This window comes from Candidatus Paracaedibacter acanthamoebae (assembly GCF_000742835.1).
In the GTDB taxonomy this organism is placed as follows: Bacteria; Pseudomonadota; Alphaproteobacteria; order Paracaedibacterales; family Paracaedibacteraceae; genus Paracaedibacter; species Paracaedibacter acanthamoebae.
Map to the genome: position 1 here is coordinate 587,110 of NZ_CP008941.1, position 26,977 is coordinate 614,086.

General features: G+C 38.0%; 35 protein-coding genes. 20 read left to right on the forward strand and 15 right to left on the reverse strand.

The features are described from left to right. Positions 1-5 precede the first annotated feature (5 nt). Both ID47_RS02565 and nhaA read left to right on the forward strand, forming a co-directional pair. A complete protein-coding gene (locus ID47_RS02565; RefSeq protein ID WP_038463502.1) occupies positions 6-968 on the forward strand; it encodes a beta-ketoacyl-ACP synthase III in 963 nt (320 codons plus the stop codon). 125 nt (positions 969-1,093) lie between these two features. Then, on the forward strand, positions 1,094-2,269 hold the full coding sequence (nhaA, locus tag ID47_RS02570; RefSeq protein ID WP_038463504.1) for a Na+/H+ antiporter NhaA: 1,176 nt from the start codon (positions 1,094-1,096) through the stop codon (positions 2,267-2,269). Positions 2,270-2,291: 22 nt separating this feature from the next. Here the strand turns inward: nhaA and lpxB are convergent, their stop codons facing one another. Further along, complete coding sequence (gene lpxB, locus ID47_RS02575) at positions 2,292-3,413, reverse strand: lipid-A-disaccharide synthase (protein ID WP_038463507.1); 1,122 nt, start codon at positions 3,411-3,413, stop codon at positions 2,292-2,294. Positions 3,414-3,618: 205 nt separating this feature from the next. Between lpxB and ID47_RS02580 the strand changes: the two genes are divergently transcribed. After that, positions 3,619-4,839: a DEAD/DEAH box helicase gene (locus tag ID47_RS02580; RefSeq protein WP_038463508.1), complete on the forward strand. Its 1,221-nt coding sequence runs from the start codon at positions 3,619-3,621 to the stop codon at positions 4,837-4,839. On the opposite strand, the gene ID47_RS02585 is transcribed toward ID47_RS02580, so the two are convergent. Further along, positions 4,836-5,579 carry a hypothetical protein gene (locus tag ID47_RS02585; RefSeq protein ID WP_038463510.1) on the reverse strand — a complete coding sequence of 248 codons (744 nt, stop codon included), beginning with the start codon at positions 5,577-5,579 and terminating at the stop codon, positions 4,836-4,838. The two genes, ID47_RS02580 and ID47_RS02585, sit on opposite strands and share 4 nt — an antisense overlap. Positions 5,580-5,741: 162 nt before the next feature. Between ID47_RS02585 and ID47_RS12270 the strand changes: the two genes are divergently transcribed. Then, positions 5,742-5,903 (forward strand): DUF1328 domain-containing protein, encoded by a 162-nt coding sequence (locus ID47_RS12270; RefSeq protein ID WP_038463512.1) that lies wholly within the window; start codon positions 5,742-5,744, stop codon positions 5,901-5,903. A gap of 130 nt (positions 5,904-6,033) precedes the next feature. Then, positions 6,034-6,237: a 30S ribosomal protein S21 gene (rpsU, locus tag ID47_RS02595; protein WP_038463514.1), complete on the forward strand. Its 204-nt coding sequence runs from the start codon at positions 6,034-6,036 to the stop codon at positions 6,235-6,237. A gap of 105 nt (positions 6,238-6,342) precedes the next feature. On the opposite strand, the gene ID47_RS02600 is transcribed toward rpsU, so the two are convergent. After that, positions 6,343-6,684 carry a glycine zipper 2TM domain-containing protein gene (locus tag ID47_RS02600; RefSeq protein WP_051908468.1) on the reverse strand — a complete coding sequence of 114 codons (342 nt, stop codon included), beginning with the start codon at positions 6,682-6,684 and terminating at the stop codon, positions 6,343-6,345. A 188-nt stretch (positions 6,685-6,872) separates the two neighbouring features. Between ID47_RS02600 and ID47_RS02605 the strand changes: the two genes are divergently transcribed. The 4 genes from ID47_RS02605 to ID47_RS12275 all read left to right on the forward strand — a co-directional run bounded on the left by ID47_RS02605 (position 6,873) and on the right by ID47_RS12275 (position 12,857). Further along, positions 6,873-8,522, forward strand: a complete 1,650-nt coding sequence (locus tag ID47_RS02605) for a ribonuclease J (RefSeq protein ID WP_038463516.1) — start codon at positions 6,873-6,875, stop codon at positions 8,520-8,522. A gap of 331 nt (positions 8,523-8,853) precedes the next feature. Continuing rightward, positions 8,854-11,130, forward strand: coding sequence for an ATP-binding protein (locus ID47_RS02610; protein ID WP_038463518.1), 2,277 nt, complete (start codon positions 8,854-8,856; stop codon positions 11,128-11,130). 218 nt (positions 11,131-11,348) lie between these two features. Next, a complete protein-coding gene (locus tag ID47_RS02615; protein WP_232223256.1) occupies positions 11,349-11,870 on the forward strand; it encodes a hypothetical protein in 522 nt (173 codons plus the stop codon). 438 nt (positions 11,871-12,308) lie between these two features. Then, on the forward strand, positions 12,309-12,857 hold the full coding sequence (locus ID47_RS12275) for an HdeD family acid-resistance protein (protein WP_269516759.1): 549 nt from the start codon (positions 12,309-12,311) through the stop codon (positions 12,855-12,857). A gap of 151 nt (positions 12,858-13,008) precedes the next feature. On the opposite strand, the gene ID47_RS02625 is transcribed toward ID47_RS12275, so the two are convergent. From ID47_RS02625 to ID47_RS02635, 3 genes are all read right to left on the reverse strand, one after another. After that, on the reverse strand, positions 13,009-13,722 hold the full coding sequence (locus ID47_RS02625; protein ID WP_084675870.1) for a helix-turn-helix domain-containing protein: 714 nt from the start codon (positions 13,720-13,722) through the stop codon (positions 13,009-13,011). A gap of 245 nt (positions 13,723-13,967) precedes the next feature. Further along, positions 13,968-14,321 carry a hypothetical protein gene (locus tag ID47_RS02630; RefSeq protein WP_232223257.1) on the reverse strand — a complete coding sequence of 118 codons (354 nt, stop codon included), beginning with the start codon at positions 14,319-14,321 and terminating at the stop codon, positions 13,968-13,970. A 41-nt stretch (positions 14,322-14,362) separates the two neighbouring features. After that, a complete protein-coding gene (locus ID47_RS02635; RefSeq protein WP_051908472.1) occupies positions 14,363-14,617 on the reverse strand; it encodes a transcriptional regulator in 255 nt (84 codons plus the stop codon). A gap of 150 nt (positions 14,618-14,767) precedes the next feature. Here ID47_RS02635 and ID47_RS02640 point away from each other — a divergent pair, with 150 nt between their 5' ends. The 9 genes from ID47_RS02640 to ID47_RS11585 are packed head-to-tail and all read left to right on the forward strand — an operon-like array spanning position 14,768 to position 18,615. Then, positions 14,768-15,193: a hypothetical protein gene (locus ID47_RS02640; RefSeq protein WP_038463524.1), complete on the forward strand. Its 426-nt coding sequence runs from the start codon at positions 14,768-14,770 to the stop codon at positions 15,191-15,193. 24 nt (positions 15,194-15,217) lie between these two features. Next, positions 15,218-15,679, forward strand: a complete 462-nt coding sequence (locus ID47_RS02645; protein ID WP_038463526.1) for a hypothetical protein — start codon at positions 15,218-15,220, stop codon at positions 15,677-15,679. Beyond that, positions 15,676-15,870 (forward strand): hypothetical protein, encoded by a 195-nt coding sequence (locus ID47_RS02650; RefSeq protein WP_038463528.1) that lies wholly within the window; start codon positions 15,676-15,678, stop codon positions 15,868-15,870. The genes ID47_RS02645 and ID47_RS02650 overlap by 4 nt, the downstream gene beginning before the upstream one ends. Further along, positions 15,863-16,516: a hypothetical protein gene (locus ID47_RS02655; protein ID WP_051908474.1), complete on the forward strand. Its 654-nt coding sequence runs from the start codon at positions 15,863-15,865 to the stop codon at positions 16,514-16,516. The genes ID47_RS02650 and ID47_RS02655 overlap by 8 nt, the downstream gene beginning before the upstream one ends. Then, positions 16,513-16,764 (forward strand): hypothetical protein, encoded by a 252-nt coding sequence (locus tag ID47_RS02660; protein WP_038463530.1) that lies wholly within the window; start codon positions 16,513-16,515, stop codon positions 16,762-16,764. Before ID47_RS02655 ends, ID47_RS02660 begins: the two co-directional genes overlap by 4 nt. Continuing rightward, on the forward strand, positions 16,757-17,338 hold the full coding sequence (locus ID47_RS02665) for a hypothetical protein (RefSeq protein WP_038463532.1): 582 nt from the start codon (positions 16,757-16,759) through the stop codon (positions 17,336-17,338). The genes ID47_RS02660 and ID47_RS02665 overlap by 8 nt, the downstream gene beginning before the upstream one ends. Positions 17,339-17,389: 51 nt before the next feature. Then, on the forward strand, positions 17,390-17,776 hold the full coding sequence (locus tag ID47_RS02670; protein WP_038463534.1) for a hypothetical protein: 387 nt from the start codon (positions 17,390-17,392) through the stop codon (positions 17,774-17,776). A gap of 3 nt (positions 17,777-17,779) precedes the next feature. Beyond that, positions 17,780-18,082: a hypothetical protein gene (locus ID47_RS02675; protein ID WP_038463536.1), complete on the forward strand. Its 303-nt coding sequence runs from the start codon at positions 17,780-17,782 to the stop codon at positions 18,080-18,082. Further along, a complete protein-coding gene (locus ID47_RS11585) occupies positions 18,070-18,615 on the forward strand; it encodes a single-stranded DNA-binding protein (protein WP_051908476.1) in 546 nt (181 codons plus the stop codon). The genes ID47_RS02675 and ID47_RS11585 overlap by 13 nt, the downstream gene beginning before the upstream one ends. Positions 18,616-18,809: 194 nt before the next feature. Here the strand turns inward: ID47_RS11585 and ID47_RS02685 are convergent, their stop codons facing one another. Genes ID47_RS02685 through ID47_RS02695 form a run of 3 tightly spaced genes read right to left on the reverse strand, consistent with a single transcriptional unit; the run spans position 18,810 to position 20,336 of the window. Then, positions 18,810-19,778 carry a phospholipase D-like domain-containing protein gene (locus tag ID47_RS02685; protein WP_038463538.1) on the reverse strand — a complete coding sequence of 323 codons (969 nt, stop codon included), beginning with the start codon at positions 19,776-19,778 and terminating at the stop codon, positions 18,810-18,812. A gap of 35 nt (positions 19,779-19,813) precedes the next feature. Next, complete coding sequence (locus ID47_RS02690; RefSeq protein WP_038463540.1) at positions 19,814-20,092, reverse strand: type II toxin-antitoxin system YafQ family toxin; 279 nt, start codon at positions 20,090-20,092, stop codon at positions 19,814-19,816. After that, positions 20,061-20,336 carry a type II toxin-antitoxin system RelB/DinJ family antitoxin gene (locus ID47_RS02695; protein ID WP_038463543.1) on the reverse strand — a complete coding sequence of 92 codons (276 nt, stop codon included), beginning with the start codon at positions 20,334-20,336 and terminating at the stop codon, positions 20,061-20,063. Before ID47_RS02695 ends, ID47_RS02690 begins: the two co-directional genes overlap by 32 nt. 444 nt (positions 20,337-20,780) lie before the next feature. Between ID47_RS02695 and ID47_RS02705 the strand changes: the two genes are divergently transcribed. Both ID47_RS02705 and ID47_RS02710 read left to right on the forward strand, forming a co-directional pair. Next, a complete protein-coding gene (locus ID47_RS02705) occupies positions 20,781-21,371 on the forward strand; it encodes a tyrosine-type recombinase/integrase (protein WP_038463548.1) in 591 nt (196 codons plus the stop codon). A 190-nt stretch (positions 21,372-21,561) separates the two neighbouring features. Next, the gene (locus ID47_RS02710; protein WP_038463553.1) at positions 21,562-21,777 is read left to right on the forward strand and encodes a helix-turn-helix domain-containing protein; all 216 of its coding nucleotides are present in this window, start codon (positions 21,562-21,564) and stop codon (positions 21,775-21,777) included. Between the two features lie 195 nt (positions 21,778-21,972). Here ID47_RS02710 and ID47_RS02715 read toward each other — a convergent pair whose 3' ends face one another. The 6 genes from ID47_RS02715 to ID47_RS11590 form a co-directional block, all read right to left on the reverse strand. Then, positions 21,973-23,475, reverse strand: a complete 1,503-nt coding sequence (locus ID47_RS02715) for a hypothetical protein (RefSeq protein WP_038463556.1) — start codon at positions 23,473-23,475, stop codon at positions 21,973-21,975. Positions 23,476-23,645: 170 nt separating this feature from the next. After that, positions 23,646-23,903 (reverse strand): hypothetical protein, encoded by a 258-nt coding sequence (locus ID47_RS13410; RefSeq protein WP_232223258.1) that lies wholly within the window; start codon positions 23,901-23,903, stop codon positions 23,646-23,648. 123 nt (positions 23,904-24,026) lie between these two features. Continuing rightward, on the reverse strand, positions 24,027-24,197 hold the full coding sequence (locus tag ID47_RS12780) for a hypothetical protein (RefSeq protein WP_156956620.1): 171 nt from the start codon (positions 24,195-24,197) through the stop codon (positions 24,027-24,029). Then, a complete protein-coding gene (locus tag ID47_RS02725) occupies positions 24,190-24,741 on the reverse strand; it encodes a glycoside hydrolase family 108 protein (protein WP_038463562.1) in 552 nt (183 codons plus the stop codon). Before ID47_RS02725 ends, ID47_RS12780 begins: the two co-directional genes overlap by 8 nt. A gap of 11 nt (positions 24,742-24,752) precedes the next feature. Then, the gene (locus ID47_RS02730) at positions 24,753-25,073 is read right to left on the reverse strand and encodes a hypothetical protein (protein ID WP_038463564.1); all 321 of its coding nucleotides are present in this window, start codon (positions 25,071-25,073) and stop codon (positions 24,753-24,755) included. Position 25,074: 1 nt separating this feature from the next. Then, positions 25,075-26,970 (reverse strand): hypothetical protein, encoded by a 1,896-nt coding sequence (locus ID47_RS11590; RefSeq protein ID WP_051908481.1) that lies wholly within the window; start codon positions 26,968-26,970, stop codon positions 25,075-25,077. Between the last annotated feature and the right edge of the window lie 7 nt (positions 26,971-26,977).

Consider the following 26,977-nt stretch of genomic DNA (forward strand, 5'->3'; position numbering starts at 1 on the left):
ACTCAATGTCTCCCCATTCAATTATTGTCAGTACAGGTGGTTATCTACCTGAACGTGTGGTAACAAATGCAGATTTGGCACAGCAAATCTCAACCACAGATGAATGGATTACAACAAGAGTAGGCATCAAAGAACGGCGGTTTGTTGTTGAGGGTGAGATGACCTCTGATTTAGGGGCAAAGGCCTGCAAGGATGCCTTAAAAACAGCCAACATGGCTGCTGATGAAATTGACCTTATTGTCGTGGCCACTACAACAGCCGACCACACATTTCCTTCAACAGCAACTATTATTCAACATAAAATCGGGGCGACCAAAGCTTTTGCCTTTGATGTTCAGGCAGTTTGTAGTGGTTTTCTGTATGCATTGTCTGTCGCTGACAGCATGATTAAATCAGGCCAAGTAAAAACAGCCCTGGTGGTGGGTGCAGAAACCATGTCCCGTCTTGTTGATCCTCAAGATCGCAGTACGGCTGTTATTTTTGGTGACGGGGCAGGGGCAGTAATTTTAACAGCTGCTACTGAACAAGACGGGCGAGGCATCTTATCCACCCATTTATTCTCTGATGGTAGTTATAAGGACCTATTGTATGTTAAAGGTGGACCTGGCTCCGGCGAGTTTGGCTATATGTACATGGCTGGTCGTGAGATTTTTAAGCTTGCCGTTGAAAAACTGGGCGCCGCTATTCAGGAAGCATTAACCCATAATAACTTATCCAAGGAAGATATTGATTGGTTTGTACCGCATCAAGCGAACTATCGGATTATATCGTCCCTAGCAGACCATTTAAAGCTTCCTTCTGAAAAGGTTGTCATCACAATAGATACTCACGGCAATACATCGGCTGCTTCAATTCCACTGGCTTTGCACACAGCTGTAACAGATGGGCGCATCAAAAAGGGCGACCTTTTAGTATTCGAAGCAATGGGTGGGGGATTAACCTGGGGATCAGCTTTAGTCCGCTGGTAATCCATACCCCGTCTCATCCCACCCCCATCCTGAAAAGACATAAAAATTTGCATAAAATTTTTTATATCTCTTTGTCATTGTGATACCATTAGAAATATCAATTATTTATACTGTGGTATTTTGGGGTGAAAAAACGGATTGACTCCTTTATTAATCTAGAAGTTCTATCAGGAATTCTATTATTCATTAGCATGGTTTTAGCCTTATGGGTAAGCAACACTGATCTCTATGATGAGTATCAAGCGCTTGCAAAACTCCCAATCGGGCTGTCGATTGGAAAGTTTACATTATCTAAATCTTTACTGAAATGGGTTAATGATGGCTTAATGGCCTTATTTTTTCTTATTTTAACGTTAGAAGCAAAATATCATTGCACAGAAGGGGACTATAGCTCTCTTAAATCCTTAAGATTACCTCTCATTTGCGCTATTGGTGGTGTTATCGTTCCTATTGCTATTTATTTGCTAATCGCAACGCCAAATGAAAATTTTATGAGGGGGTGGGCTGTCCCCATTGCAACGGATACAGCTTTTATTTTAGCAATATTGGCCATCTTTATTCCGAATGTTGCTGCCTCAGTTCGCTTATTTGTGGTGGCCTTTTCAATTATAGATGATGTTATAGCCGTTTTAATTTTAGCATTGTTTTATACACCCTTCATCCAATTAGTTCCCTTACTCATTTCAATTATTTGCGTACTTGCTCTCGCTGTCCTAAATAAGAGTAATTTTGCCAAACTTTGGCCTTACAGTATGATAGGTATAATTTTATGGGTAGGGTTAACAGAAACGGGCATTCATGGCACCCTTGCAGGCGTTATTTTGGGAAGCTTTATTCCTGTACGCACACACCCTGAAGCCGAGGAATCTCAATCACCTTTAAAACGTCTAGAGCACCATTTACACCCTTTCGTAGCTCTCACTGTTTTGCCGCTCTTTGCGTTTCTCAATAGTGAAATTGCTTTTCATGAAATTTCTCTGGGTGATTTTTTTGCGCCCATTACGACAGGGATTTTGTTTGGATTATTTATTGGTAAGCAACTTGGTGTGATGACGTTTGCTTATATTGGAGCAAAACTTAATCTATGCAAACTGCCTTTTAATATCAGCTGGAAAATGTTTTATGGAATTTCAGTGCTTACAGGTATCGGCTTTACTTTTAGTTTGTTCATCGGCGTCTTATCTTTTGAGGATAATACCCATATTAATCAAATGAAATTAGGCGTGATGCTTGGATCTTTTCTCTCCGCCATCGTGGGTATTATTATTTTGAAATACGCCCGGTCCAATCCAGCGGCTTAATCATCTATGGTTTAATCCCCCCTTAAGGGCCAAATTCTAAACGTTTTGCAACAATTTCTTGAGGTTTTTGCCCCCTCGGATCTTTTAGAGTATTGGTATAAGTTTCTATTTCAGCCACTAACCGAGCGCGATCTTGTTTTTCAAGGCATGGAATAAGGGCTGCGGCAAGATTTTCAGGGGTGCACCGATCTTGAAGAAACTCTAAAATCACTTCTCTATCTGCCATAATATTCAAAACGGTTGCATATTTGACTTTCACAAATTGTCGGACAAGGAAGCAGGTGAGGGCAGAGGTTTTATAACCGATCACGCAGGGAACTTTGTTTAAGGCAAGCTCCATTGCCACCGTGCCGCTTGCCGCAAGTGCAGCCTGAGCTTCCTGAAAACAGGCAAATCGGTCTTGAGTGTCTGTCATGACCGTAACGTTGAGATCATGATGGCTGCTAATTTTTTCAATTTTACTTGCAAGGTGGGGCAAAGTTGGAACGACTAGCTGTAAATTTGGATGGGTTTCTTTGAGAATTTGGCATGTTTTTAAGAATACCTCATAAAGTTTATCAATTTCTTGGATCCTACTGCCGGGCAATAGCATAAAAATAGGCGCAGCAGATAAATTATAGCGTTCTCTGAGCGTTGGGTCTTTTTGATATACTCGAAAGGCGGCTGGATGACCAACAAATTCTGCATGAATTCCGTGAGATTGGAAATAGGGTGGCTCAAAAGGGAAAATACAATACACCTCATTATAGAGTTGTGCTAAAGTTTGAGCGCGCTTTTCTTTCCAGGCCCACACCGCGGGTGGAACATAATGACATAGCCGACCTTTATAGCCCATTTTTCTTAACCGAGTTGCAAGCCGACTGTGAAAACTATAAGCATCAACGGTTAGAATAACATCGGGTTGTTCTTTAATAATAAAGTCTGCGGTTTCACGAATTCTCTTTAAGATAGTGAATAAGCGCGGAATGATCTCTAGAAAGCCCATAACGCTAAGCTCTTCCATGGGGAACAAGCTTTCCAGCTCCCGTTTCTGCATTTCTATACCACCAATGCCAATATAAGTGATTCCTTGTGGTAAATAATCCATAACCTCAGCAGCAATAATGTCGCCAGATGGTTCTGCTGCAGAAATAAAAACTTTCATGGAATAAGCCTGTTTTCTTCAAATCTTTTTAGACAGCATACCTGGTATTCCGGTCAATAAAAAGGGCGGTAATGCATACATTATAAATTTTTCTCTTTCATCTTTGTGTTATTTCCTTGATAATTGACAAAAAATAACTAAGTATATGATAACGCTGAGGTGTATGTATGCCATGAGCAGCGTTTAATTTTAATGAGTTTACTGTATGAGTTTTTCTGAAATCGGGCTGACGCAAGAATTAGCCGACACTGTTGCTAAACTAGGATACGACGTACCAACACCTATTCAAAGTCAAGCTATTCCCCTGGCTCTTCAAGGAAAAGATATTTTGGCCTGTGCCCAAACTGGAACAGGGAAGACTGCAGCTTTTCTCTTGCCCACAATTGAAACCCTTAAGCATTCAAGAGCACGGCATCGTATGCCTTCGGCTGTAATTTTGATTCCCACTCGGGAACTTGCAACCCAAGTTTATGATAATTTTGTTAGCTATAGTGCCGGAACTGGTTTAAAAGCGATCTCCATTGTTGGGGGTGAGATTATTTCTATTCAAGAACGTATTTTAAAGCGGGGTGTTGATATCCTGATTGCAACACCGGGACGCTTAATTGATTTATTTGAGCGCGGCAAATTGATTCTCACCAACATTAAAGTTGTTGTTATTGATGAAGCTGATCGTATGCTCGATATGGGCTTTATGCCGGATGTAGATAAAATCTTAGCTTATATGCCTAAATTACGCCAAACATTGATGTTTAGTGCGACATTATCTCCAGAAGTTAAGCGGATTTCTCAGTCTTATCAGCTCCAGCCGTGTGAAATTAAAATTTCCAGATCAGCAAAAACAGCAGAAACCATTGAACAATCTATTGTTCGGTTGAATGAGATGGAAAAGCGAATAGCTTTACGTAAAGTATTGAAAAGCAACCCTTCCATTGACCCAACCGTCGTTTTTTGTAACCGCAAAAAGGATGTCGATATTTTAACAAAATCACTCCAGCGTCACAAATTTTCTGCCCAAGCGTTGCATGGCGATATGGATCAACGCTCAAGAAATGAAACCTTAGAGAACTTTAGAAAAGGTAACTATAGAATTTTGGTCACCACAGATGTAGCGGCCAGAGGTATCGATGTTTCAGGCATTACTTTGGTTGTGAACTTTGATGTTCCAATTCATGAGGAAGACTATGTTCATCGGATTGGTCGTACCGGTCGCGCCGGTAAAAATGGTAATGCTATTATGTTTGTGACAAAAACGGAAGATAAAAAGCTAAAACGTATTGAATCGTTGATAAAGCATACCATTAAAGAAATCAAAATTGATCTCAATGTAGTTATGGAAGAGGATGAACCAACCGAAAAAGTCCTTGGTTTCGGCCGAATCATTCCTCCCTTTATGCTGGTTGATCCTTTAAAATTTTTGGCTTAAAAAATAATACAGCAATTACTCTTATCGGATGTTTTAATACTAACTTCTTTATTCAAGCTGCATCCGACCAAAGGAATAAATTCTTTTTGCGAGAAATCCTTAGGGAGATAATTATCCTCAAGGCGCTCCTGGGTTAGATAATTAAGGTGAATTAGAAAATGGGCAACTTCTTCCGAACAGAAAACAGAGTTAACACCAGCTTTCTTATTAGCTCTGACAACAGCTTTTAGCAATTCATCCAATTTTTTTTCATAAGATAGCCCAATCCTATTATAAACATAGGGTTGGGTCATGCTCAGGTCATTGCGCATCGCATCGGTAAACTTAAACTGCCGGGTTGAGATTTTGCCTTCATATCCCTTAACAACATCTTCCCATAAACGAATCTGTACTTGCGGCAACACACCTTGATATAAAATCTCTTCAGCCGACCCCGTCGATTCATATGAGTACTTTTGCTCTGCTTCATCAATTAAAACCATTCCCACATGCGACCATTTACTTTCCGTCACAATCTTAATGCCATAACTGAAAAGATCAGTCCCTGAAAATAGAGCAATACCCCATAATTTTAACTTTTTGCCCTCAATCATTTCCTTTTGCTGAGCGACAAATTCCTCCTTTGAACTTTGAATATAATCCACTTGTTTGGCTTGAGATGGTAACACCTCAGTTATGGGAAGATCTTGGGCCCATAAATTACTTGATATTACCATGACGAACAATAAAGGTAACTTCATAACAATGCTTTCTCCTAGGTTGTAATAGAGTGCATCATACCGAAGGATTTATTAAATTAAGATAAATAGGATGAATATTTCTATTATTCCTCCTCAAATCTTTGGTTTATTATGTTATCGATCTATATTTTTTAATGGCCCACCTATCAGGAGGAGGAAAAAATGTTAAACTATGCGGTCATCTTTTTCATTATAGCAATGGTTGCAGGTGTTCTCGGATTCACCGGTATTGCAGGTGCAGCCGTCGATATTGCAAAAATATTGTTCCTAGTTTTTTTGGTTTTATTCGTGGTTTCCCTGGTTTTTGGCTATCGAGCGAGATAAAAACCACAATTTTGCGATCAATATTTTGCTTAAATTTTTGGCTTAAAATTCCTGGTTTTTAACGCCTAATGAGTATATATTGTATAATGCAAGTAATTGCATATTTTAAAATAGAAAGGAGTTGATTTTAGTGGAAGTTACAGTTCGTGAAAATAACGTGGATCAAGCTTTGCGTGTTCTAAAAAAGAAGATGCAACGTGAAGGCATTTATCGCGAGATGAAGATGCGCCGTCACTTTGAAAAGCCATCCATTAAAAAAGCACGTGAGAAAGCTGAAGCTGTCCGCCGTTTTCGCAAGTTAATGCGTAAACGTTTGGAACGCGAAGGCTATTAATTCTCAAGCTTTCAATAGAATTAACGAACAGGGCACCTTTATAGGTGTCCTGTTTATTTTATCAGTAAAGAGTACTTCTCAAAAGTGTTAAGCTTGGAAGTAAGGCTAGTCTGCGTAATAATAATAGGGCCGTGATTCGCGACGCTCGACGTAACGATCTTCAGGGTAGCCATCGCCCTCATAGCGTCTTTCGCGATAGCGGGGTTCATTATAATCTTTCTGATCCATAGATTTTCCAATCTCGGATCCTGCAAGCGCACCAATAACCCCACCAATACCGGCACCGACAATTCGCCCCGAACCACTACCAAATTGAGAACCAATCAAAGCCCCAGTTGCACCCCCCAAGAAAGTGCCACCTTGCTGCTTCGTAATACCCCCTGCTTGATTAGCGCACCCGGAAAGAAGTACTATTGCCAAAAAGGATGCTATTGTAATCTTTAACATTATTACCTCCAGAAGTTTTTCACTAAAAAATATAGGACATAAAGCTTAAATAACTATTAATCATCTAATTCTATCCCATCTGCTAGGCTAGCTTATGCAGAAGTATGTTAGATAACTTAACTCAATCCTTTCATTATTGTCATAATCACACTATATTTATAAAAAAGAATGTTTAGATTGAATTTAGAATGACTCATATACCTGGAAAAAATGATTTTTGGTTTTTACCACTTGGGGGCTCCGGTGAAATCGGGATGAACCTAAACCTGTACGGCCATGATGGTCAATGGCTGATGGTGGATTTGGGGGTTACCTTTGGAGATCGCTTTGGTATTGACGTCATTACCCCTGATCCCGAATTTATCGTAACCCATCGCGAACATTTAGTTGGACTTGTTCTAACCCATGCCCATGAAGACCATATTGGGGCGATTCCTTATTTATGGCCGTTATTAAGATGCCCTATTTATGCAACAAAATTTACGGCTGAAATTGTCCGTCAGAAAATTAAAGAACTCCCCTGGAGCAAAGAAGTTAAAATCATTGAAGTACCCTTATCAGGGGAATTAAAGATTGGAAAATTCTTAGTCGAATATATTACGCTTACCCATTCAATTCCCGAGCCAAATGCCTTAGCCATTGCCACACCACTGGGAACTGTGATGCATACAGGGGATTGGAAAATTGATCCCGCCCCCCTCGTCGGCGAAGCGACAGATACAGACCGTCTAATGGATTGGGGAGAGCAGGGGATTTTAGCCCTCGTTTGTGATTCCACCAATGTCTTTACAAAAGGAACCGCAGGATCAGAAGAAACTGTGCGTGATGAATTATTCAAACAAATCGGCGCTCAAAAAGGCCGGCGCATCATTGTAGCTTGCTTTGCCTCAAATCTAGCGCGCGTCGAGACATCCATTCTGACGGCCAAAAGCCATGGTCGTAAGGTTTGCTTGGTTGGTCGATCGTTGCATAAAATGGTTGATGCCGCTCAGAAAGTTGGTTACCTAAAAGATATCCCACCATTTATTGATGAAGATACAGCAATGAAGTTGCCGCCCGAAGAGGTAATGATTATCAGTACAGGATCCCAAGGAGAACCGCGGGCTGCTCTATCACGAATAGCTGCTGATGCTCATCCCTTTATTAAATTAGACCATCGGGATGTTGTCTTCTTTTCATCCCGCGTTATTCCCGGTAATGAACGGTCAATAAACTTGCTACAAAATAATCTCACCCGCAAAGGTGTTGGTATTATTACGTCTCATGATGAAGATATTCACGTCTCAGGCCACCCAGCCAGGGATGAGCTTATGCAAATGTACGAATGGATCAAACCTAAAGTTTTAATCCCGGTCCATGGTGAATTGCGTCACATGACCGAGCACGCAAAACTAGGTCTTTCTTGCGGGATACCGAAGGCTGTTGTACCGGAAAATGGCTCGCTCATTCGACTGGATGAACATAATCCAACTATCATGGATTACGTGACTGCGGGGCGTCTAGGATATGATGGTTCGCGCATGGTCCCTATGGTCAGTACCATGTTGAGCGAACGCGGGAAATTAGCTTCGAATGGTGCTATTTTTGTCAGTCTTGTTCTTGATAGAGAAGGGGGGTTAGAATGTGAGCCAACCCTCACTCTGTTGGGGTTAACCGTGGGTGGAGAAGAACAAGAACGTATGGAACGAGATATCCTGCGCTGTATTAAATCTTGCATTCATAACGGTTATCAAAATCTAGAAACGCTACAAGAGGAAATTCGAATTAATATTCGTCGTGCTACCAATAGTTGGATTGGTAAAAAAGCCCCGACAGAAATTCATATTATTCAAGTATAAGAAATCCTACACTTTTATCACAATTTTAAAAAGCTCCATTATTGGAGCTTTTTTATTTTATTTCTGATTAAAAATTTAATATAAATCGTGGGTTGAAATTCACGTCCATTATGGTACTATGTATCCCTATTTACAAAACTAAAACAATTTCTTACATTTACAAATTATAAAAGGAATTCGTTAGTCTCGCTTATTGATAGAGACCATCAGTTTATGAAGTGTTTAGGCAGAAATATTGCTAAAACTTAGAATTGACACGAGAAATGTAAGGTCAAAATATTTGTATATCAGCAGCAAATGGGATGTTTAACTGTTTTAAGGAAAGTATAACATGAATTTTTCATCGACTTATTCACTCAAAAGTAATGAAGTTATCCTTACAACTGATGATCCTAAACCGGTGCATGCCCTAGGCTATATCCAGCCTTTAGGTGTCTTATTAGCTATTCACCCCCACACATATGAAATTTTACAAGTTAGTAATAACTCACAAGAATGGTTAGAGGAAGATCCATACGCTTTACACGGACGCCATTTGCAAACAGTTATAGGAAATAATAATTTTGAATCTCTTTATAATTTTATTTCAGACAAGAAAATAGAATCATTCCCTCGGTATGTCTTTACAATGCTTTTCGCTGGTCGTTCCTTAGATTTCCTAGCTCACTATCATGATAATTTAATAATTTTAGAAGCCGAAGAGACTTTTGTCTTAGAGGCAAAAAATATTGTTAATACGGTCAACAGTATTTTCACTCGAATCTTAAAAGAGAATCAATTAAAATCATTTTGTCAGACATTAATGACTGAAATACGCAGTTTAACAGGCGTTGACAGAGTTATGATCTTTAAATTTCATAAAGATTACACAGGCGAGATTTTTGCTGAGGTAAAACGAGATGACCTGCCTTCCTATTTACATTTAAGATACCCCGCCGAAGATACCCCTCATCCTATTCGGGAAGCTTTTAGGAAAAATTGGGTGCGGTATATTCCAAACCTGTTTTCTCAACAATCAGAGATAGTGCCCACCATTAATCCTTATACTCAAAAACCGTTGGACCAGACACACGCCTTTTTACGGGGCGTCTCAATTACGCACGTCGATTATTTAAGGAATATGTCGGTTGGAATGATGTTAACATTATCCATAATAATTGATGGTAAACTATGGGGCTTAATTAGCTGTCATCATCCGACACCCAAAATTATTCCGTGGCCTATTCGGACGAGATGTGAAGTGCTGGCGCAAATAAGCTCTTTACAGCTAAAAGAAGTTCAAAAGATAGAAGCGGATCTTTATATTCAACAATCAGAAAAAAAAACTTCTAATCTTGTTGAAAAATTATTGGAATCCAACAAACTTATTTCAGAGGTAGTAAACGAAAAAGATTTATACCATTTTGTTAATAGCTCAGGAGTTGCAATTTTAGAAGATGGACAATGGTTTATCCATGGGGTTGTTCCAACAAGTGATCAGTTAGATGAATTGGCCGATTTCATAAAAGATGAAATTTCACATAATGACTCACAACACCATATTTGGTATACCCACTTTTTAAGTAAGATTTTTGAACCAGCTAATGAATACTCTTCAATAGCAAGTGGTGTCTTAGCAATGTCTATTTCCCCTATCCATGACCATATGATTTTATGGTTTAGACCAGAATTAGTTCAGGTGGTAAATTGGGCTGGTTATCCTAATAGCCCGATTGAAAATAGTCCCCAGGGACCGCATTTAGTACCGCGCACTTCTTTTATTTCATGGCAAGAATCTGTAAAAAACCATTCTGAAGAGTGGGAAAAAATTGAAATTAAGGCGGTAGAAGAACTAAGACATAGCTTAATGGAGGTCTTAGTTGCGCGAACACAGGCTATTAAAGAATTAAATGCTAGTTTATCAATCAGCAATCGAGAATTAGAATCTTTTGCGTATATGGCTTCCCATGATTTGCAAGAACCATTAAGAGGAATCAATTTCTATGCCCATATGATAAAAGATGAAATAGAGAATAAGGATAATAATAATATTTTACAACAAACTAATAACATTATACGTCTTAGTGAAAGAATGAAAAACCTTATTGAATCTTTGCTTGATTTTTCACGTTTAGAGCATACCACTCAAAATTTTACACACCTGGATATGAGAACTCTTCTTCAAGAAGCTATGGATACCCTACGCAGGCGCATTGAAGAAAAAAAGCCTTTAATCCTTATTCAAGAAGTCTTTCCCCCCGTCTATGGCGATGCAGCGCGCTTAAGAGAGCTTTGGACTAATTTAATTTCGAATGCGTTAAAATATACCAATGTTGAGGAAATCAAGATAGAAATCGGCACAACGCTTACGGAAAAGGGAGAGGCGTATTTCATTCGTGATAATGGAATTGGTATACAGCCCCAATATCACACTTTTGTCTTTCAAATTTTTAAACGTCTAAATTCAGAAAAGAAGTATCAGCGAGGAAGTGGGGTAGGCCTATCCATTGTGAAAAGAGTGGTAGAAAAACATGATGGGGAAATATGGATTAAAAATAATCCTGACAATGGGATTACGATTTTCTTTACTCTTAACAAAAAGCCGAATGATGCCGACGAAGAGGTTTAACCATAGGTTGGTATAACTTAAAAGGTTAACGAAAATAAAAAAGAGAGACAGAAATTTCTGTCTCTCTTTTTTATTTTACAGTAGTTACTTACTCAATTCATCAAGAATTAAATTGTACTCATCTTGTCGAATCTTTCTATAATATTCATAATAGTCGGCCATACCAAAATCATTTTCTTGTAAAAGATTAGATTTCATCTGCAATTTCTAAACATCGTTTGAATAAGGTTTTTCTCCATGAGTCGAAAAATTACCAAGGAAATGGATATCACCTTGACACGAACCAAATGACTACAAAATGGTGTTTAGGTCACCTTTTAAAAGCCTTTCAAGATTTGCTAAAAGATCATTATTATCGGCGAAAAGCAGGCGAAGAGGCGAGGATTATAGACAATGAGACACGAGCCCATTTGCAAAATGCCTTGTCCATTATTGTTAAAGAACCTTATAAACCTCTGTTAACGGATGCGTTCAACGAGGAATATAAAGAACATCTTTACAAAGTGTTAGACTTAAAGCCGGAAGATGGCTTTTTAGAAGATATAAATAAAATTTTTGATTTTACCGTTATAATCGGTAGGGGAAATTCTATTTATCAAACGCCTTTAACCATCAATACTCAAGACCCACTAGCGAGCAAAATGGGAAGTCACTCAATTTCAACCTACTATTTTGGAAGAAATCTTTCTAAACGCATAATGGAAGAGGGAACTTTTAGGAAAAAAAAGGAGCCTAAATAAGTACTACGAATAATTATTAATAGATTTTACAAGGAATCGAATTTGTGCCCAATTAGAACGCGATAAAACAAGACCAAGTTTTACGTGGAGAGACTGATGTGGAGTTGGTTATATTTATTAAAATTATAGATTTAAAATTTATAATTTTAAGTTTTAGTTTTCAGGGCTTAGAAGAGAGCTCCCTTATGGTAAAATTAAAAGTTGTGTACTTAGTCTTAATGACTCAAATATAAATATTTCTGAAGAAAAATAAGAGACTTTTCTAAAATAGAAGCAACAAAGTTGGTAGCTTTCTCTAATACCTGCAATGACAGTGATAACTAACGCCATTACAATTTAGAGTGGAAGGTGTAATATGAAAAAAATTTAAAAGATACTTCTTATTCAGTTGACCTTTCTTCCCTGGAATCTAACTGGTGGGCATTCGCCTTACGCGGTATTCTTTCCATCCTTTTTGGTGGGGTGGCTATTTGCATGCCCGCCACTACTGTCCTCACTCTGACTATTATCTTCGGTACCTATTCAATAGTTGATGGTGTATTCTCTCTTGTTTCGGGTATCAACCGCCTGTCCAGGGGAAAGAGGTGGGGAACATTCGTCCTGAATGGATTGATCGGCATTGGAGCTGGCTTGGTAGCCCTCATTATGCCCCAGCTTGCCTATGTGGGTCTTGCTGTTTTTTTATGGACAATAATTTCAATTTGGTCCATCGCAACAGGCATTGTTGAAATTAACGCAGCAGTACGATTACGACAAGAAATTCAGAATGAGTGGTTACTGGCTTTAAATGGTCTTATTTCCGTAGTTTTAGGTATCATAATTCAGGTGTTGCTGTGGATTAATCCTTTCATTAGCTTGATAGCGTTAGGTTTGGTGATAGGGTCTAACTTTGTAGCATCAGGCATTACGTTATTGCTTTTAGCTTTTAAACTACGTAATCGAGAAAAGGATTTATCTAGCAATAAGAGAGTTGAGCAGCTTGGCTAAAGAAAATTAAATCTACAATATAGGGAGTTTCACCTATGACGCATAATAAATCTTTCCTTCGCTTTGTTTGTCGTGAGTGATGAAGCAAATGCAACCTGACACACAAATAATCTCTTTTTAAAGCTTTAGCGAAATTAGAAGAAAAATTATTTTAATTTAACATAATATCGATTATACAATCATCAAGCTTTTGATTATCCACAATAAAATTCTCGTTATGCACTGGTGGATTATATTCATCCAAATTTGTGCTACTCCGTTTAGCTGGATTTTCTAAAAAAACGTTATTGCCAGAATGCGTGTGTGTGCCTACATACATGTTCTTTTCTATATGTTCTTTTCTTCTATTATATAGATACGACAAATTTGTCGTATGTACGTACGACATATTTGTCGTATGAGTTTTTGGGGTTGACGACAAATTTGTCGTATTAACGGGCGTAGATGATACATTAGGCTTTTTAAATTTTTCTGATTTGTATAGATCATTTTCTACCGCTTCCACCACCTTAGGATCTACAGCTTCTTCCATCCAAGGATGCCACAAGAATAGATATGAGTTTGTCTTTCTCATTCTGCTTTTGACTGTATAGATTAATTTGTGGTCCTTAAGCACTTTTAAGGCTCTCTCAGCCGTTCTTTTTTGAAGTCCACATGCTTTTGCCAAAGTATCCATTTTCGGGTATGCAACGCCGTTTTCATCCGCAAACTGACGTAATCTCCCATAGAGCATTTTTGCATTGCTACTAATTTTTGTTTTGCATAACCAATTATCGATCGGAGCAAAATTGCAACGCATATTAGGATTGATAAATTTCATTTCTGAATCAGATGAAGAAGTAATATTTCTATTTATTGTGCTCATTTTCTACTCAACTATTTAATTTATGTATTTGATGTAACTATCAAAAAGCCTGTAAAGGTTAAATTTAGTAAAATTATCCTATTTTTAGTGATGGATAACAAGTATGTTTTTTAAAAAATTATGTTGCATTTATATGCCTAGTGATATATAAGGGTATCAGAAGTAATAGTTCTGTTTATTCAAACTATTTAAATAAAGCAGCCTACCTTTATAGGGGGCTGTTTTATTTTATCTCTCTTTAGTTGCTAACCCCTACCCTCTTCTTCTCTCCTCAGCTCTTTTTTTCCTATTTCCTCTCTTACTTTTTCCTCCCCTACTCTTTTGGCTTTTTCAATTTGTTGTAGGGTTTTAGCCTTTCTGTCATATGCTTCAATCTCATTGCCTAATTTTACCTTCTCAAGACCTACTCTCCATTGCTGTGCTTCGCTAATTTTCTTAACATCGCTGATCAGCTGTAAAAGAGACATATGAATATAATGCAACTCTTGAGAAACCTTGCTATGAGAATTAATCTCTAAGATTTTCGAAGTAATAAATATACAACATGCAAGAATCAAAGATATTTTATATACATAATTTAATAAATTAATGTTTTCCATTGAGGGAGCTTCATTATTGTTAGCTTTACTCATTATTCTACCTAAACTATATTTCTTAGTTCCTCTAGAATTCTTTCCCAATCAAGATCAGGCCTAATATCTTTTGCTAAGACCTTGCCTCGAGTTATTCTCTCAATCTTTAGACAATTTTCGGGACTTGGGACTGACTTTCCATCTCTCCATCTATAGGCGGTCAATGAAGACACTTTAATCTCTACCGCAAGTTTATTAGCAGATCCTACAATTTCGATAGCCCTTTTAACTTCATCGATATTAAATTTTGGCTTTGCGGTCATGGGAAAAAATTTCTCACTTATATACTTAGTTTCTATAACACATATATAAGCGCACATAAAAAAAATAGCAATAAAGAATAAATTGTTGTTGACATGTTATAACATGGTTTATAACATGTATATATACAATGGTATCAAAGGAGCAACATAATGAATTACATCACACAAGCATCGACAATGATTTGTAGCGCCGCCCAGGTAAACTTCTGGAACGAGGATGCATTAACAATGGCGGATATGTTTGAATCTGTCTACGACGATAGGGTTGACTCTATGGTTGTTAAAAAGGCTTCTATTTCCTGTCACTCAGGTTGCGCCTGGGGGCAATATCTAGAATATCAACTGGATGAAAATAACGAGTTCTATGCTGCGGAATTAGAGTTTACCTATGAGTATGAAAAAGATGGCCTTGTCTACACTGTGGAGGCATGGGGCGAACTCGATTTTAACGGAGATATCTATGAGGATATGTATCGTATTCGAGCTACGGAAAAGATAATTTCTAGCCGCCCAGCTTCCCAAGAAGCAAGCAACTTGCTTGATACAATTGACTCGCCAGCAATCCGCGTTGCCTAATAAATATAACGAGGAGGATTGAAGATGTACAAACCAGAACATAAGCCGATGCCAATACCCCAGCCGAGATCTTTAACTGTTGAGGATATTATCCAAGCTACCGAGCGAAGGGTCCAAATTCTTGATAATGAACGGGAAGCAAGGCGAGATGCTTACCTGCAACAAGGATACGAGAAAATCTGTTTAGAAGCTCTACCATCCCATGTGCTCGTAGCCGATGAAGATTCTGCCCAACTGATTAATAAGCTTAAGCAAACCCAAGAGATGATCAAGAATTTATGCAAAGTTGAAGATGAATTAAGAGATAAGATTTGCGGGCTATTAGGTGATTCAGACCTATTACTAGCCCCCAATGGAAAAGAGCTTGTCACGTGGAAAAATTATACTTCTCAACGGGTTAATACCGCTCGGTTAAAGGAAGAGCATCCGAGCTTAGTTGAGCAGTATACAGAAACAAAAGAAACAAAGAGGTTTATTTTAAAATGAAACTAATTATCAATCACGAGGACATCAAGATGACACCCTATGAATTCGATAAGACTCTTATGAAAATGGTAGATACAGACCTATTTTTTCGAAACGAGAATGGCACAGTGAGAGGACTTAACCATGACGTTTACGCTAGGGCAGCTTTAAGCCTTTTAGAAACAATCTATGCAGGAGATAGTAATGAGTAACTTAAAACCATTTAGCCTAGTCCCTACCACGTTAACAGAGGCCGTCCAATACGCTCGGCTTATCAGCAACAGTACTTTTGTTCCTACACAGTTCAGGGGCAAACCTGAGGACATTCTTGTAGCTATCCAATGGGGTGCTGAACTTGGGCTACCGCCTCTACAATCCTTACAAAATATCGCAGTGATTAACGGACGTCCGACGCTCTGGGGTGATGCAGCCCTTGCCGTTGTACAACAACATCATGACTATGAATGGATTAAAGAGTTCATCGAAGAAGATGACAAAGGAAATGTTACGGCAGTTTGTCTGATCAAACGTGCTAACCATGAACCGCATCGTTCTGAATTCTCCGTAGATATGGCAAAGAAAGCTGGTCTTCTCGGAAGACAAGGCCCCTGGTCTCAGTATCCAAAGCGTATGTTACAGATGCGTGCCCGAGGCTTTGGCTTACGAGATGTATTTGCTGATGCTCTTCGCGGTCTCATCACCCGGGAAGAAGCAATGGACTATAAAATAGTTGATGCGGTCATCCCTGAAACGGTAACCCCTTTCCACCTTACAAAGGAAGCCGCAGAAAGCATTTTAGAGCAAATTGAAAATACGAAACCACAAGAAGAAACAATTAAAGAAAAGGTAGCATCATGAGAATTAGCCTAGGATTACATTACCCAATTCATTCTAAAGAGGCCTTAGAACCATATCAACAGTTAGGATTTGAAATAAATGAATCCAGAATCGCACAAAATTTCATTGTAGTAGATATTAATTCTTTAAAAGATATAAACAATCTCAGCCGAAGCATTGGATGGGTTCCCTTAGAATTATACTTTGCAGATAAAAAAATTGCCCACATTGTTATTAGAAATCAACCGGAGTGGCAGCATTATGATTAGTGTGGATATATCAGAAAAAATAGATCCTTTCGGTTATAAATGTAAATTTAGTTTAAAGGGTCTGGCAGTTTATGGAGAAAATATTAAAGCGGTCTCTAAATTAACCGACGATCTATATGAGTTTTTAGAATTTCAAGGATGGTCACCGGATAAAGAAGCATTTACCTATTATTTAGTGGATAAAGTTGGTTGGCCCGCCGGAGAGTGGCACAATGAACCTAATTGTATCCTTTGGATTGATAGAGAAACTGGCTTAAAATGTGTTATTTTCAGGCATTATTATTATGGAACACTTTGCGGCTATGTCTATGCTCCATTGTCAGCCTTGCCTGGAAGTGAAGATTATAATGATTTAGACTTAGAAGTTCATGGTGGATTAACTTATGGAGAGGTTTATCAGGATTCATATATTATTGGATTTGATTGTGCTCATCTTAATGATTTTTGCCCTGGTATATCAAAACTTATTATTCAAGAACGACAGTATAGAAACGTCGATTTTGTACGGTCTCAATGCGAATCTTTAGCGCGACAGATCAAAGAAAAATTCTTAAAAAATAACAATAATTCATAAAATATAATTAAAATTCATATGGTATCGTGGTACCTTAAAGGAGGAGGTACCATGAAAATATTCATTCCAATTTTGATGCTAACACTATCATCGCATTCTTATGAAGAAATTCCTTCACATAATGGCAGAATTGGTAGCCTGCGCGAAGTTGAATTAGCAGAAGAAGCCTGTAGTGCTAAAGGGGCGTTCTGTTGTAGAATTTCAGGAAATCTACTTGATATAAGTGGTAGCATTATTGCTTATGCAACAGCTGCACTTGCAGGAGCAAGTGTCATAGATACATTTCCTGAGCATGTAAGAAAAACTTTAGCTTTAGCGGCTGGTATTGGAGGATTAGCAACTGGTATTCTACTTAACCTTAAGCCAACGATTGACCGCATAGCTAGGGAAAAGCAGGCGCGCGCTGAAGCACTTCAAAAGAAATATTCAAGGGTTTAATTGATGGCTAGTTACAATACCAAATATTGGAAGATAGAGATATCAGATGAGCGTAAAGACAAAAGAATCAATAATACTGTTGTTAAAGTTTTAGTAAATAGAAAAGAAACCCAGGATTCAGTAATGATTACCATACCTGCTCGCAATAAAAAACTCAACCAGAGCATCGTCGGAATTTTCCATAAATGGTTATTGGTCACAGAAGATCCAGTGAGTACGCTTAATACTATTGATCAGCTTAACTTATTTGAACGTACCTTAATTAAAATTGATCAACTTACATGGGGGAAAAATTGTCTAGCCTAAACAAAGTAACTCTCATTGGAAATGTCGGCCAAGACCTTGAGCTAAAAGAGACTGCTAATGGTTCCACCTACGTTCGTATATCCTTAGCAACTACTGAGTCATGGAAAGACAAAACAACTGGTCAGAAGAAAGAATATACCACTTGGCATAATCTAAAGTTTTATGATCAGCTGGCCCACACTTGCATGCAATATGTTAAGAAAGGGTCAAAGATCTATGTTGAGGGAAGTCTTCGGACTAGTGAGTATGAAAAGAATGGTGTAAAGCACAAATTTACAGAGATTATTTGTAAGCATTTAGTGTTGTTAGGGGAACGCGCAGCGACAGTTAGCACAGATTTTGAGAGCGCCCCCTTCCCTCACCCTATTCAAAAGACTCTAACCTCAATGCCAAGCAACAATTCTTACAATGTGCCTCAGCGTCCCCTAGAAGAACTTGTGCAATTTGATCCTAAAGTTAACCCATTGAGAAATATAACAAAACCTATGCCAAAATCATCAAATGATTTTTTCAATGATGACATACCATTCTAAGTATATAAAAGATATATTAGAATGAATAAAACATTCCTGTTTTAAAAATATAGTATCCAATATACATTTAATCCATTCTCCTAGTATAATGAAAAAGGGCGCCTTACCAGATCTGGCGCCCCTCTTACTCTTCTTGGTTCCTCTCACACTGATAATTAAATTTATTCTGGATGAATTGGCTCAAGCAATTGATATCACCACAGGTCGTTATTCTCTTTTAGTGCTTTTTTAATTCTACGGCGTCCTATCTTTTCTGAATAATGCTCTGTAAAAATTTTCAATTCACTATCAGACTCAGATTCTTTTTCACTATCAGACTCAGATTCTTTTTCACTATCAGACTCAGATTCTTTTTCACTATCAGACTCAGATTCTTTTTCACTATCAGACTCAGATTCTTTTTCACTATCAGACTCAGATTCTTCTGATGAATTAGCTATATTTCTCAGCGCATAAGTCATTTTCTCTTGTTCCTCGTGAGATAAATGTTCGGCACCATTGCTAATAGCAAGAACTTTATCAAGAATATCACCTTCTTGATCGTCTTCATTCTTGTCTAAAGCCTCACTATAAGGTGTTTCTACCTCTTCTAAAGTTTCCAACCCTGCTAAAGAAGTTGCGATTAATCCTGCTGCTTGTAAGCCACGAACAACTATTGATTGCTCTAAATTTGAATGATCGCTATGCAGATTTCGAGCTGCAGATAACCAATTAAAGGAGCCAATCACTATCATGTCGTCGTCTTTAATTAAAACTTTAGCATGAACCTTATTTAGAATTCTTAAATTAATATACGCTTTTCTTAAAAGTTCCCTCCCATCTTTTGCAATATACTTTAAATTATCAGTTTTTAGATAACGATCCAGTCTACAATCTGTATAAATTGTAACTTTAACCTTCTCTTCGTGTTTTCTTTTTACCAAATCTACAATTTTGTCCTCAGTAATTGCCCACTTTGATATATAAGGAGAAACTATAATTACTCTCTCTTGTGCTGCTTGTAAACTTGACTCTAGGATTTTTCTATGCTCATCCAATGTGGTTAGAACCTCTATTTCATTAGCAAATATAGTGCTCTGAAAATTTAGCGGAAAACATATTACAGCCCATAAAATAATTTTCTTTAAGCTTACTTGTATTTTATTTATCTCGACTATATGCATAAGAATTTATCCTCTCTAGATTATTATTCATTCAATTACCCAAATAATTTACTATGTGATCCAGTACGAATGAGAATGATTTCATGAGCTGTAATTGCATAAATTAGTAGCCAATCAGGCCGAATATGGCATTCCCTATATCCGTCCCATTCTCCAAAAAGAACGTGATCTCTATATTTTTTTGGCAGCTCCATACCTTCTTTAAGAAAATTTAATACAACTTCTAAATCATTTAAGTTATATCTTCCTGATTTCGCAATTTTTCTTATATCTTTTTCAAAATTATTTGTCAGAATTATCTTCTTGTGCTTCATCCCACATCTTTCTTATTTCTTCTATGCTCGTTTCCCTAACTTCCCCCCGCTGCGCAGCCTTTATTGCTTCAATAGTTTCTGCATTAGGAAGTTTGATTTCGAAGGGTATACGTTCTTCACAAATAGATTGATGCAAAAATAAGTTCAAGGCATCACTCATAGACAAGCCAAGTTTCTTAAACAATATTGTAGCTCGCTCTTTTACTTCAGGATCAACCCGTGTTCTAACAGTTTCTGTTCTCATTTTACTCTCCTTGTAGCTACATTGTGCCTACAATTTAGTATATAGAACTTCCCATCTTCCTTGTCAAGAGTTATAGTACGCTTAAAGATATTATGGTATATCATAATACACTTAAATATATAATAGCTGATAATGTATAGCATAAGGCCGGACATGGATAATCAAGAATTTATTGAACTCTTAGAAAGAGTAAAAGGTTTAGTACAACATACTCATAGCGTAGACATAGATATGTCGCTGATGGAATTCCATAGACTATGGACAGAAAATGTAGATAAGATTGGCCTTCCTAACAATATGAAGAAGGACCATAACACTTTCGCTTGCTTCTATTATCACTACATGTTCCTCCGCTCGCTAGAACAAGCTGCACACAAGCCTATTCCCCCTTCTCTATCAAAGCCACGCAGTAGAGATCATCTTACTCTTGTTAAGGGGTAAGCTATGCCCTGCCCAGTACCCTTAGACATATTACGGCTAAAGCATAAGGAAAAAAGGCCACGTGAATACCTTTATGAGCACGAGATTGATGCGTTAATAAAAGCAGCTGACGGTCCTAACAAACTTAGAGACCAAGCTTTAGTTTTACTTTCTTATAGGCATGGACTGCGAGCTGCTGAAGCCTCAAATATTAAATGGTCACAGATTGATTTTGAAACAAGGCGTATGCATGTAACGCGCCAAAAAGGGGGCATAGATTCTGTTCATCCGATACGCGATCAGGAAATACGTTTACTCAAGAAGCTATGGGAAAAACGCATCCAAGGTGCACCATATGTGTTTATGACCAATCGTGGAACTAAGTTTAACACAGCGGCTTTTCAAAAGATGATCGCTATGCTCGGTAAGAAGGCGAACTTAACCATACAGTCAATCCACCCTCATATGTTACGTCATTCCACGGGCTACAAACTAGCTAACGAAGGTATAGATACAAGGACCATTCAAGATTACCTTGGTCATTCTAACATTAACAATACGGTCATCTATACAAAGCTATCCTCAGCAAAATTTGAGGGCTTGTTCTTAGATTAAAAGACTTTTCTGTTTTACAGTGTATCGGGCATTTTTTTATAATATGGGAAAGTGCGAGGTTGAGAGGATAAACTTGGAGAACTTTTCTGTTTTCTGGTTGGATTACAGAAAAGTTAAAGCATATGTATTATATAAGTTGTTGGAATATATTGGATAATTTTATATAATTTATATATAAGTAGGCCAATAAATGAGTATTTATATGCAAGAAAAATTTCTTAATTCTAAAGAAGCTTCTTCCTATCTTGGAATATCAACTGTAACCTTAGCTAAATGGAGAGCAAATAAACAAAATGGCCTCCCTTTTATAAAAATTGGCCGCTTCATACGCTACCGAGTAAGTGATATAGAGCAGTTCTTTAAAGATAACACTATTATCCGCAAGCCACGTATAACCATTAACTAATAATAAGGTAAAACTTATGCTTTTAGAGTTTCTCTATATATACCTAAAGAACAGAAGAAAACGTGGCCAGTTAATTTCTAATATTCGTTATACTCATCTGAGCCTTTAAGGATTTAATGCTGATTCATTATTTTTTGATTAAGAGCTTTCGGAATCAATGCTACTAGATTTTGAGTCTGTTTTCCGTTCCTTGGTCTACTTACCTTTTTTATTTTCCTTAGCGGTTGTGTTCCTTTTCTGATTTTCCTCCTCGAGGCGTTTTATTTTTTCTATTTCTTGAAGGAGATTGTTTTTTATCTTTAAGTTATCCTCACTTATGTTTGGTTTGCTTGCCCGAGCGTTACTAGGTTTAGTTCCCCTTTTTTCCCTTACAGTCTTCTCTTTTCCATCAGAAGACGAGCCCTCGGTAGTTTCTGATTCCTCTACTTCCTCTTCTCCATCATCTGTACTTGATTTGCTTTCCTGCTTTTTCCTATTCTTTTTTCCCCTATTAGACGAAGAGTCTTCCTCTTCTAATATCACAACTTTTGATTTAGTGCTCCTTTTTCCCTGAGCATACTTCTTTTCCCCCTCAGAAGATGATCCATCTGTTTCTGAACCAGTATTATTTGATTCATTTTCTGATTCAGATCTGCCCAAGTCGCTATCGACTGATTCCCCTGATCCTGAATCAGTATCGCTTGATGCTCCTTCTGATTTAGACCTATCAGCGTCACTATCACTTGATACATTACTTGCCTGTACTGGCGAGGGCATAGTTGTAGTTGTTTGAGGCCTACAGCTACTGAAATTAGTTATAAGAAACGTCTTAATTGATTCAGAGTCTCTAAGGTTATAACGGTCACGAATTCCAGGTAATAGCTTGCGTATAAAGTCTTCCCTCTCAGTCCCAAAAAAAAGATAATTCCCGCCACGTAAACATTTGTCTAAAATTTCATTATTATCAAGATTATCTAATAAATAATAAATACATAATAGTAACGGAGTTTTATAAAATGGGTCTCCACCGATTCTCCGTCTAGCGACTTCAAAGTCTAAAAGTAAATTAAATCCATTCACATATCGCTCATTTTTTTGATCGTACCTAAATTTTATGGGTTCTCCAGATTTTTTTTGTGTGATAAGAGATTCTTTAATCCTTTTTGCTTGTATTTTTAAATATTGATAAATTTCTTGGTATGTTTCTCCATTGCTTTCAGTTTCAGAATATTCCTTTACCCCCCATATCACCCCATTACCTTTCTGCTTACCGCTCTTTGGATTCAAGCATAATGTGTAAATATACTCGTTTGGTGTCCATAAAAGTAATTTAATTTTGATATCATTTTGCCACTTTGGACTATTTGAGAGTGAAAATTTTATTACTTTTTCTAAAAGGCATATTCGTTTTATTGCTGAGTATCCTGTAACATTTATGATATCAGTGTCTCTCTTATAAAACGAAGCAAGTTTTTGATTTGATTGGGAGTTTTTATTTTCATAGAATATTTTATAACCTCTACTGAGTAACTCATCTTCACTCTCCTTCACCAATTCAAAATAATCTTCCTCTTTCGATTCAGAAGAGGCATCTGTTGAGCCACTGAGAGTATCCATTGCCCCGCTAGGAAGAGAAGATAGAAGTGTGAGGGATATTATAATACAATAATGAACAGAAATCTTTTTAAACTTACTGAGCAAGTTAAGGAGAGAAAACATAATGCTTCCTAATTATTTTTAGAGAAATTATTCTTAACTTATACAAAATGAAACAAATGTCTTCGTTAAAATAAAGTTAAAATTAACCTAAATTAGAAATAGATTTAAGGCTAATATTAATTTCTTATCTAAAAAATGATTCTCAACAAAGATACTATACAATAGACAGCTTAAAGGCCGTTTTCTCCGACTTTTTCTATATTTATTACAGAACTATCTTTTAATACATATAGTCTATCGACCCATTGCCAGGTAGCAGGGCATTTTGTTTGGGGATAGCAGTTAGCTTCTAATTCATCTGCTACCTGCTTATTTGGCATAGGAAAGGTTGGACAATTACTCGTCACTAGCTTCTGCGCGCATCCTGCTGAGCAGAGTGTCAGCACTAGCAGGAGGCCTAGAGGCAATTTCTTTTCTCTTTTTTTCAATATCTATTGCTCCTTCCAAGTCTTGATTAGCCCTTGTTTTGTAACCGAGGGAGCTGGACAGCTTAACAATAAGCCACCCAGCTATAAGCACTAGAAATAATAAGGTCATTATTATTTCAATCATTATTTTTTATTCATCACAAATATGTCAGTGATTCCTAATGTCCCTAATGCCATAATTATAATGTTGTCTATTTCATCGGGGGTGAAATACATAATAATAGCTGCCCCTAAGGCAACCATGCCTTTCCACGTACTAATATCTTTGAATTGGTTCTTAATATAATCAATCATCTAACCCTCCATATCTTTTATTTGCTCGCTTTAACCATCCAGTTAAGAAGATTTCTAACTTAGGATTTTTATTTGCCAACTCTGAATAATACTGAGCAGCGGCCTGGCAAATTAAATCTTCTAGCAATTTATTATTTAATGAGTTGATTGACTGAATAGTCTTATTTCCAATGATCCCATCAATTGCTAAAGCATTATTGCGTAAAGCTATATTGGCTGATTTCTGAAGTATTTTATTAGCTCTAGAGGCTCCCATGTTAACGGCAAGATCAAATACTTTAGTTGCAATTGCTTGGTTATCGATCATGCTGTAACTAGCAGCTTCCCAGAAGTATTTCCTATAGAGCTCTGAGGAACTTGCACCATTTAATGATTTAATATCATCCGCATCGATATCTCCGTCTTGATCAATATCTAAACCTATCTTCCTAAGGAATCTTAAGGATATCCCAAAGTTAGTAGCTCCGCCTGGGTCATTAGGATGGTTAACATAACCGCCTTCGTTCTTAAGGATAAACGGAATAGCTTTTTCAAAGTCTGCCATTAATCTTACCCCTAAATTGGTTTTGGAATATCCGCTTTAACTTGCAATCTTATAGATTGTAAAGCGTTTGCTGCTTCTGGCCTATTCTCGATAATGTATTCCCACAAAGCTACTATCATTGAATCATAATCGGAGCCTCTATCCGTATAAGTCTGGCGCCGTAGGGGGCTATAAGCAATTGTATTTTGATATGTTAGGTATTGTTGGTCTAACTCTTCTTGGGTTGGTTTTTCTGAGGAATCAAGCCATATTAAGCCGTCATAATCATCTCCGTTAATAGACCACTGTTTATCCCCATAATTTTTTGAAAGAATAAATGCATAATCTGTCATGTTAGGCTCCTATTTCCATTACTGTTATTGATGATATGCCGCGATAATAGGATGAAGAGTCTGTATCATCGCCCGACCTATTCAGCTGGGCAGTTGACGAAACTATTCTCCATTGAACCTTATAAGTTGTTGAAGCAGTAGTTGCTGGACTGTCTACAAAGGTTAGCCCTAAATTAGCCGCGAGTGCTGAGCCGGCAACATACTGCGAGGTACCTACTCTAGCTCTTGAGCTTGCTGCATCTCCAATCCCTACTGCGGTCGAACCTCGAAGAATCTGAATGGCAGGGATAGCATTTCCTCCTCCTACAGTTAAGGTAACTAATATTAGAACTCGGCTACCGGAACTTTGCAAAGAGGGCAATGTAACAGATAACCCTAAAATATCTGTAAAGTTTGTGCTGCTTGTAGTCGCAGTGTCTGTCTTTGTTGCAGTAACTACCTGGAGTACCTTGCCTCCTCCCCCGCCACCCCCGCCTGGAAGGTTATTAAGGAGTACTTTTTTATTCGTTGCAGCAGAAGCATCATAGGTCATAACGTAATCAGCCGCTCCATCAGGGGCAGCATCTGCTGTTAAACTATTTATGTCCGCTGAAAATGTGGGGTTGCCTGTTGCACCACTAGGATTTGTGATAGCAACACCACTCCCTGCCGTTAATACTCTAGAGGCTGCTGTAGTCGCATCGGCAACTAAGAAACCAGTAGTCGCAAGTCCAGCAATGCTTGTAAGCTTAGCACTTTGTGCTTGGACATCTGTTCCAATGGTTAATCCGAGAGTCGTGCGTTGAGCAGCCGAATTATTATCATCGAGAAGTGCACGTCCTGCTGCTGTAATATCTGTTTCTGCCCAAGTAGCGACACCGGTGGTATAGGGCATCTTGTTCGCAGCTGTGCCCAGAGCCGACAGGCTTTGTAAAGTTTCATCATAGGCTTGAACATTTACTCCTATTTCTAAGCCTAGATTTGTTCTAGCTAAAGTAGCAGTTGAGGCGCCTGTTCCTCCATCAGCTATAGCGACATTTGTGCCGCCAGGTTCATAGTAATCTATACCCTCGATCGCAATCGACTGAACCCCAGTTCCTGTCGTGTTCTTTACAATACCAGTCACAAGGTCGGCCATAGCTTGTTCATTTGTAAGGACACCATCAGATTGTTGCACAATGTAGGTGGCACTGATGGGGGCGCCCGTCCCTGTTGTTAACAGATTAACCCACTGGCCGCCGTCATACCCTTCAATCTGAGCTAAAGTTGTATTGTATCGAATCATACCGGCTAATGGAACCGGACGTTGCGCTGTCGTTCCCGCAGGCACTCGTACTGCTTGATCGGCACTCTTTACCTTATCAGCATTGGGGCCATCCCATATGACTATGTCTCCATCAACAGATGTAATTTGATTGGTATCAATTCCGATTGATGAAGAGAGGTCAATATTACCATCTTCATCAAATGTTATATATTTCCCTGCACGTTCCGAAACAATGGGTAATTCAAGATTGACTGCAGGATCCACCATAGGTGTACGTATAGATCGGCTGATATCTCGTCGATTCTGCTGGCCAATCATAATAGATTTATCAATATCAGTATTAACATCGGCTGCGAAGAAATCACCTAATTGGTTGTAAGTAGCTGATCGATACTCATTGATACCAAATATGGCATAGATATCTCCTGCCACAGTAGGAGCTGTGAAGACGATTGTCCCACCATCAGGGTTACCAACACCTGTTACAGTGTAGTCATTTCCTCCGCCCAGAATTAAAGTAGTAACTGTCGTTCCTCTTAACCGATCAACTTGAATGTCATTCTCGTTATAGATAGGGAATGTATAGGCATATGAAGCCTCTCCTCCCGCTGCTATATATCTATTAAATCTTGGATTCTCTGTAAGGCTCATTTACTTC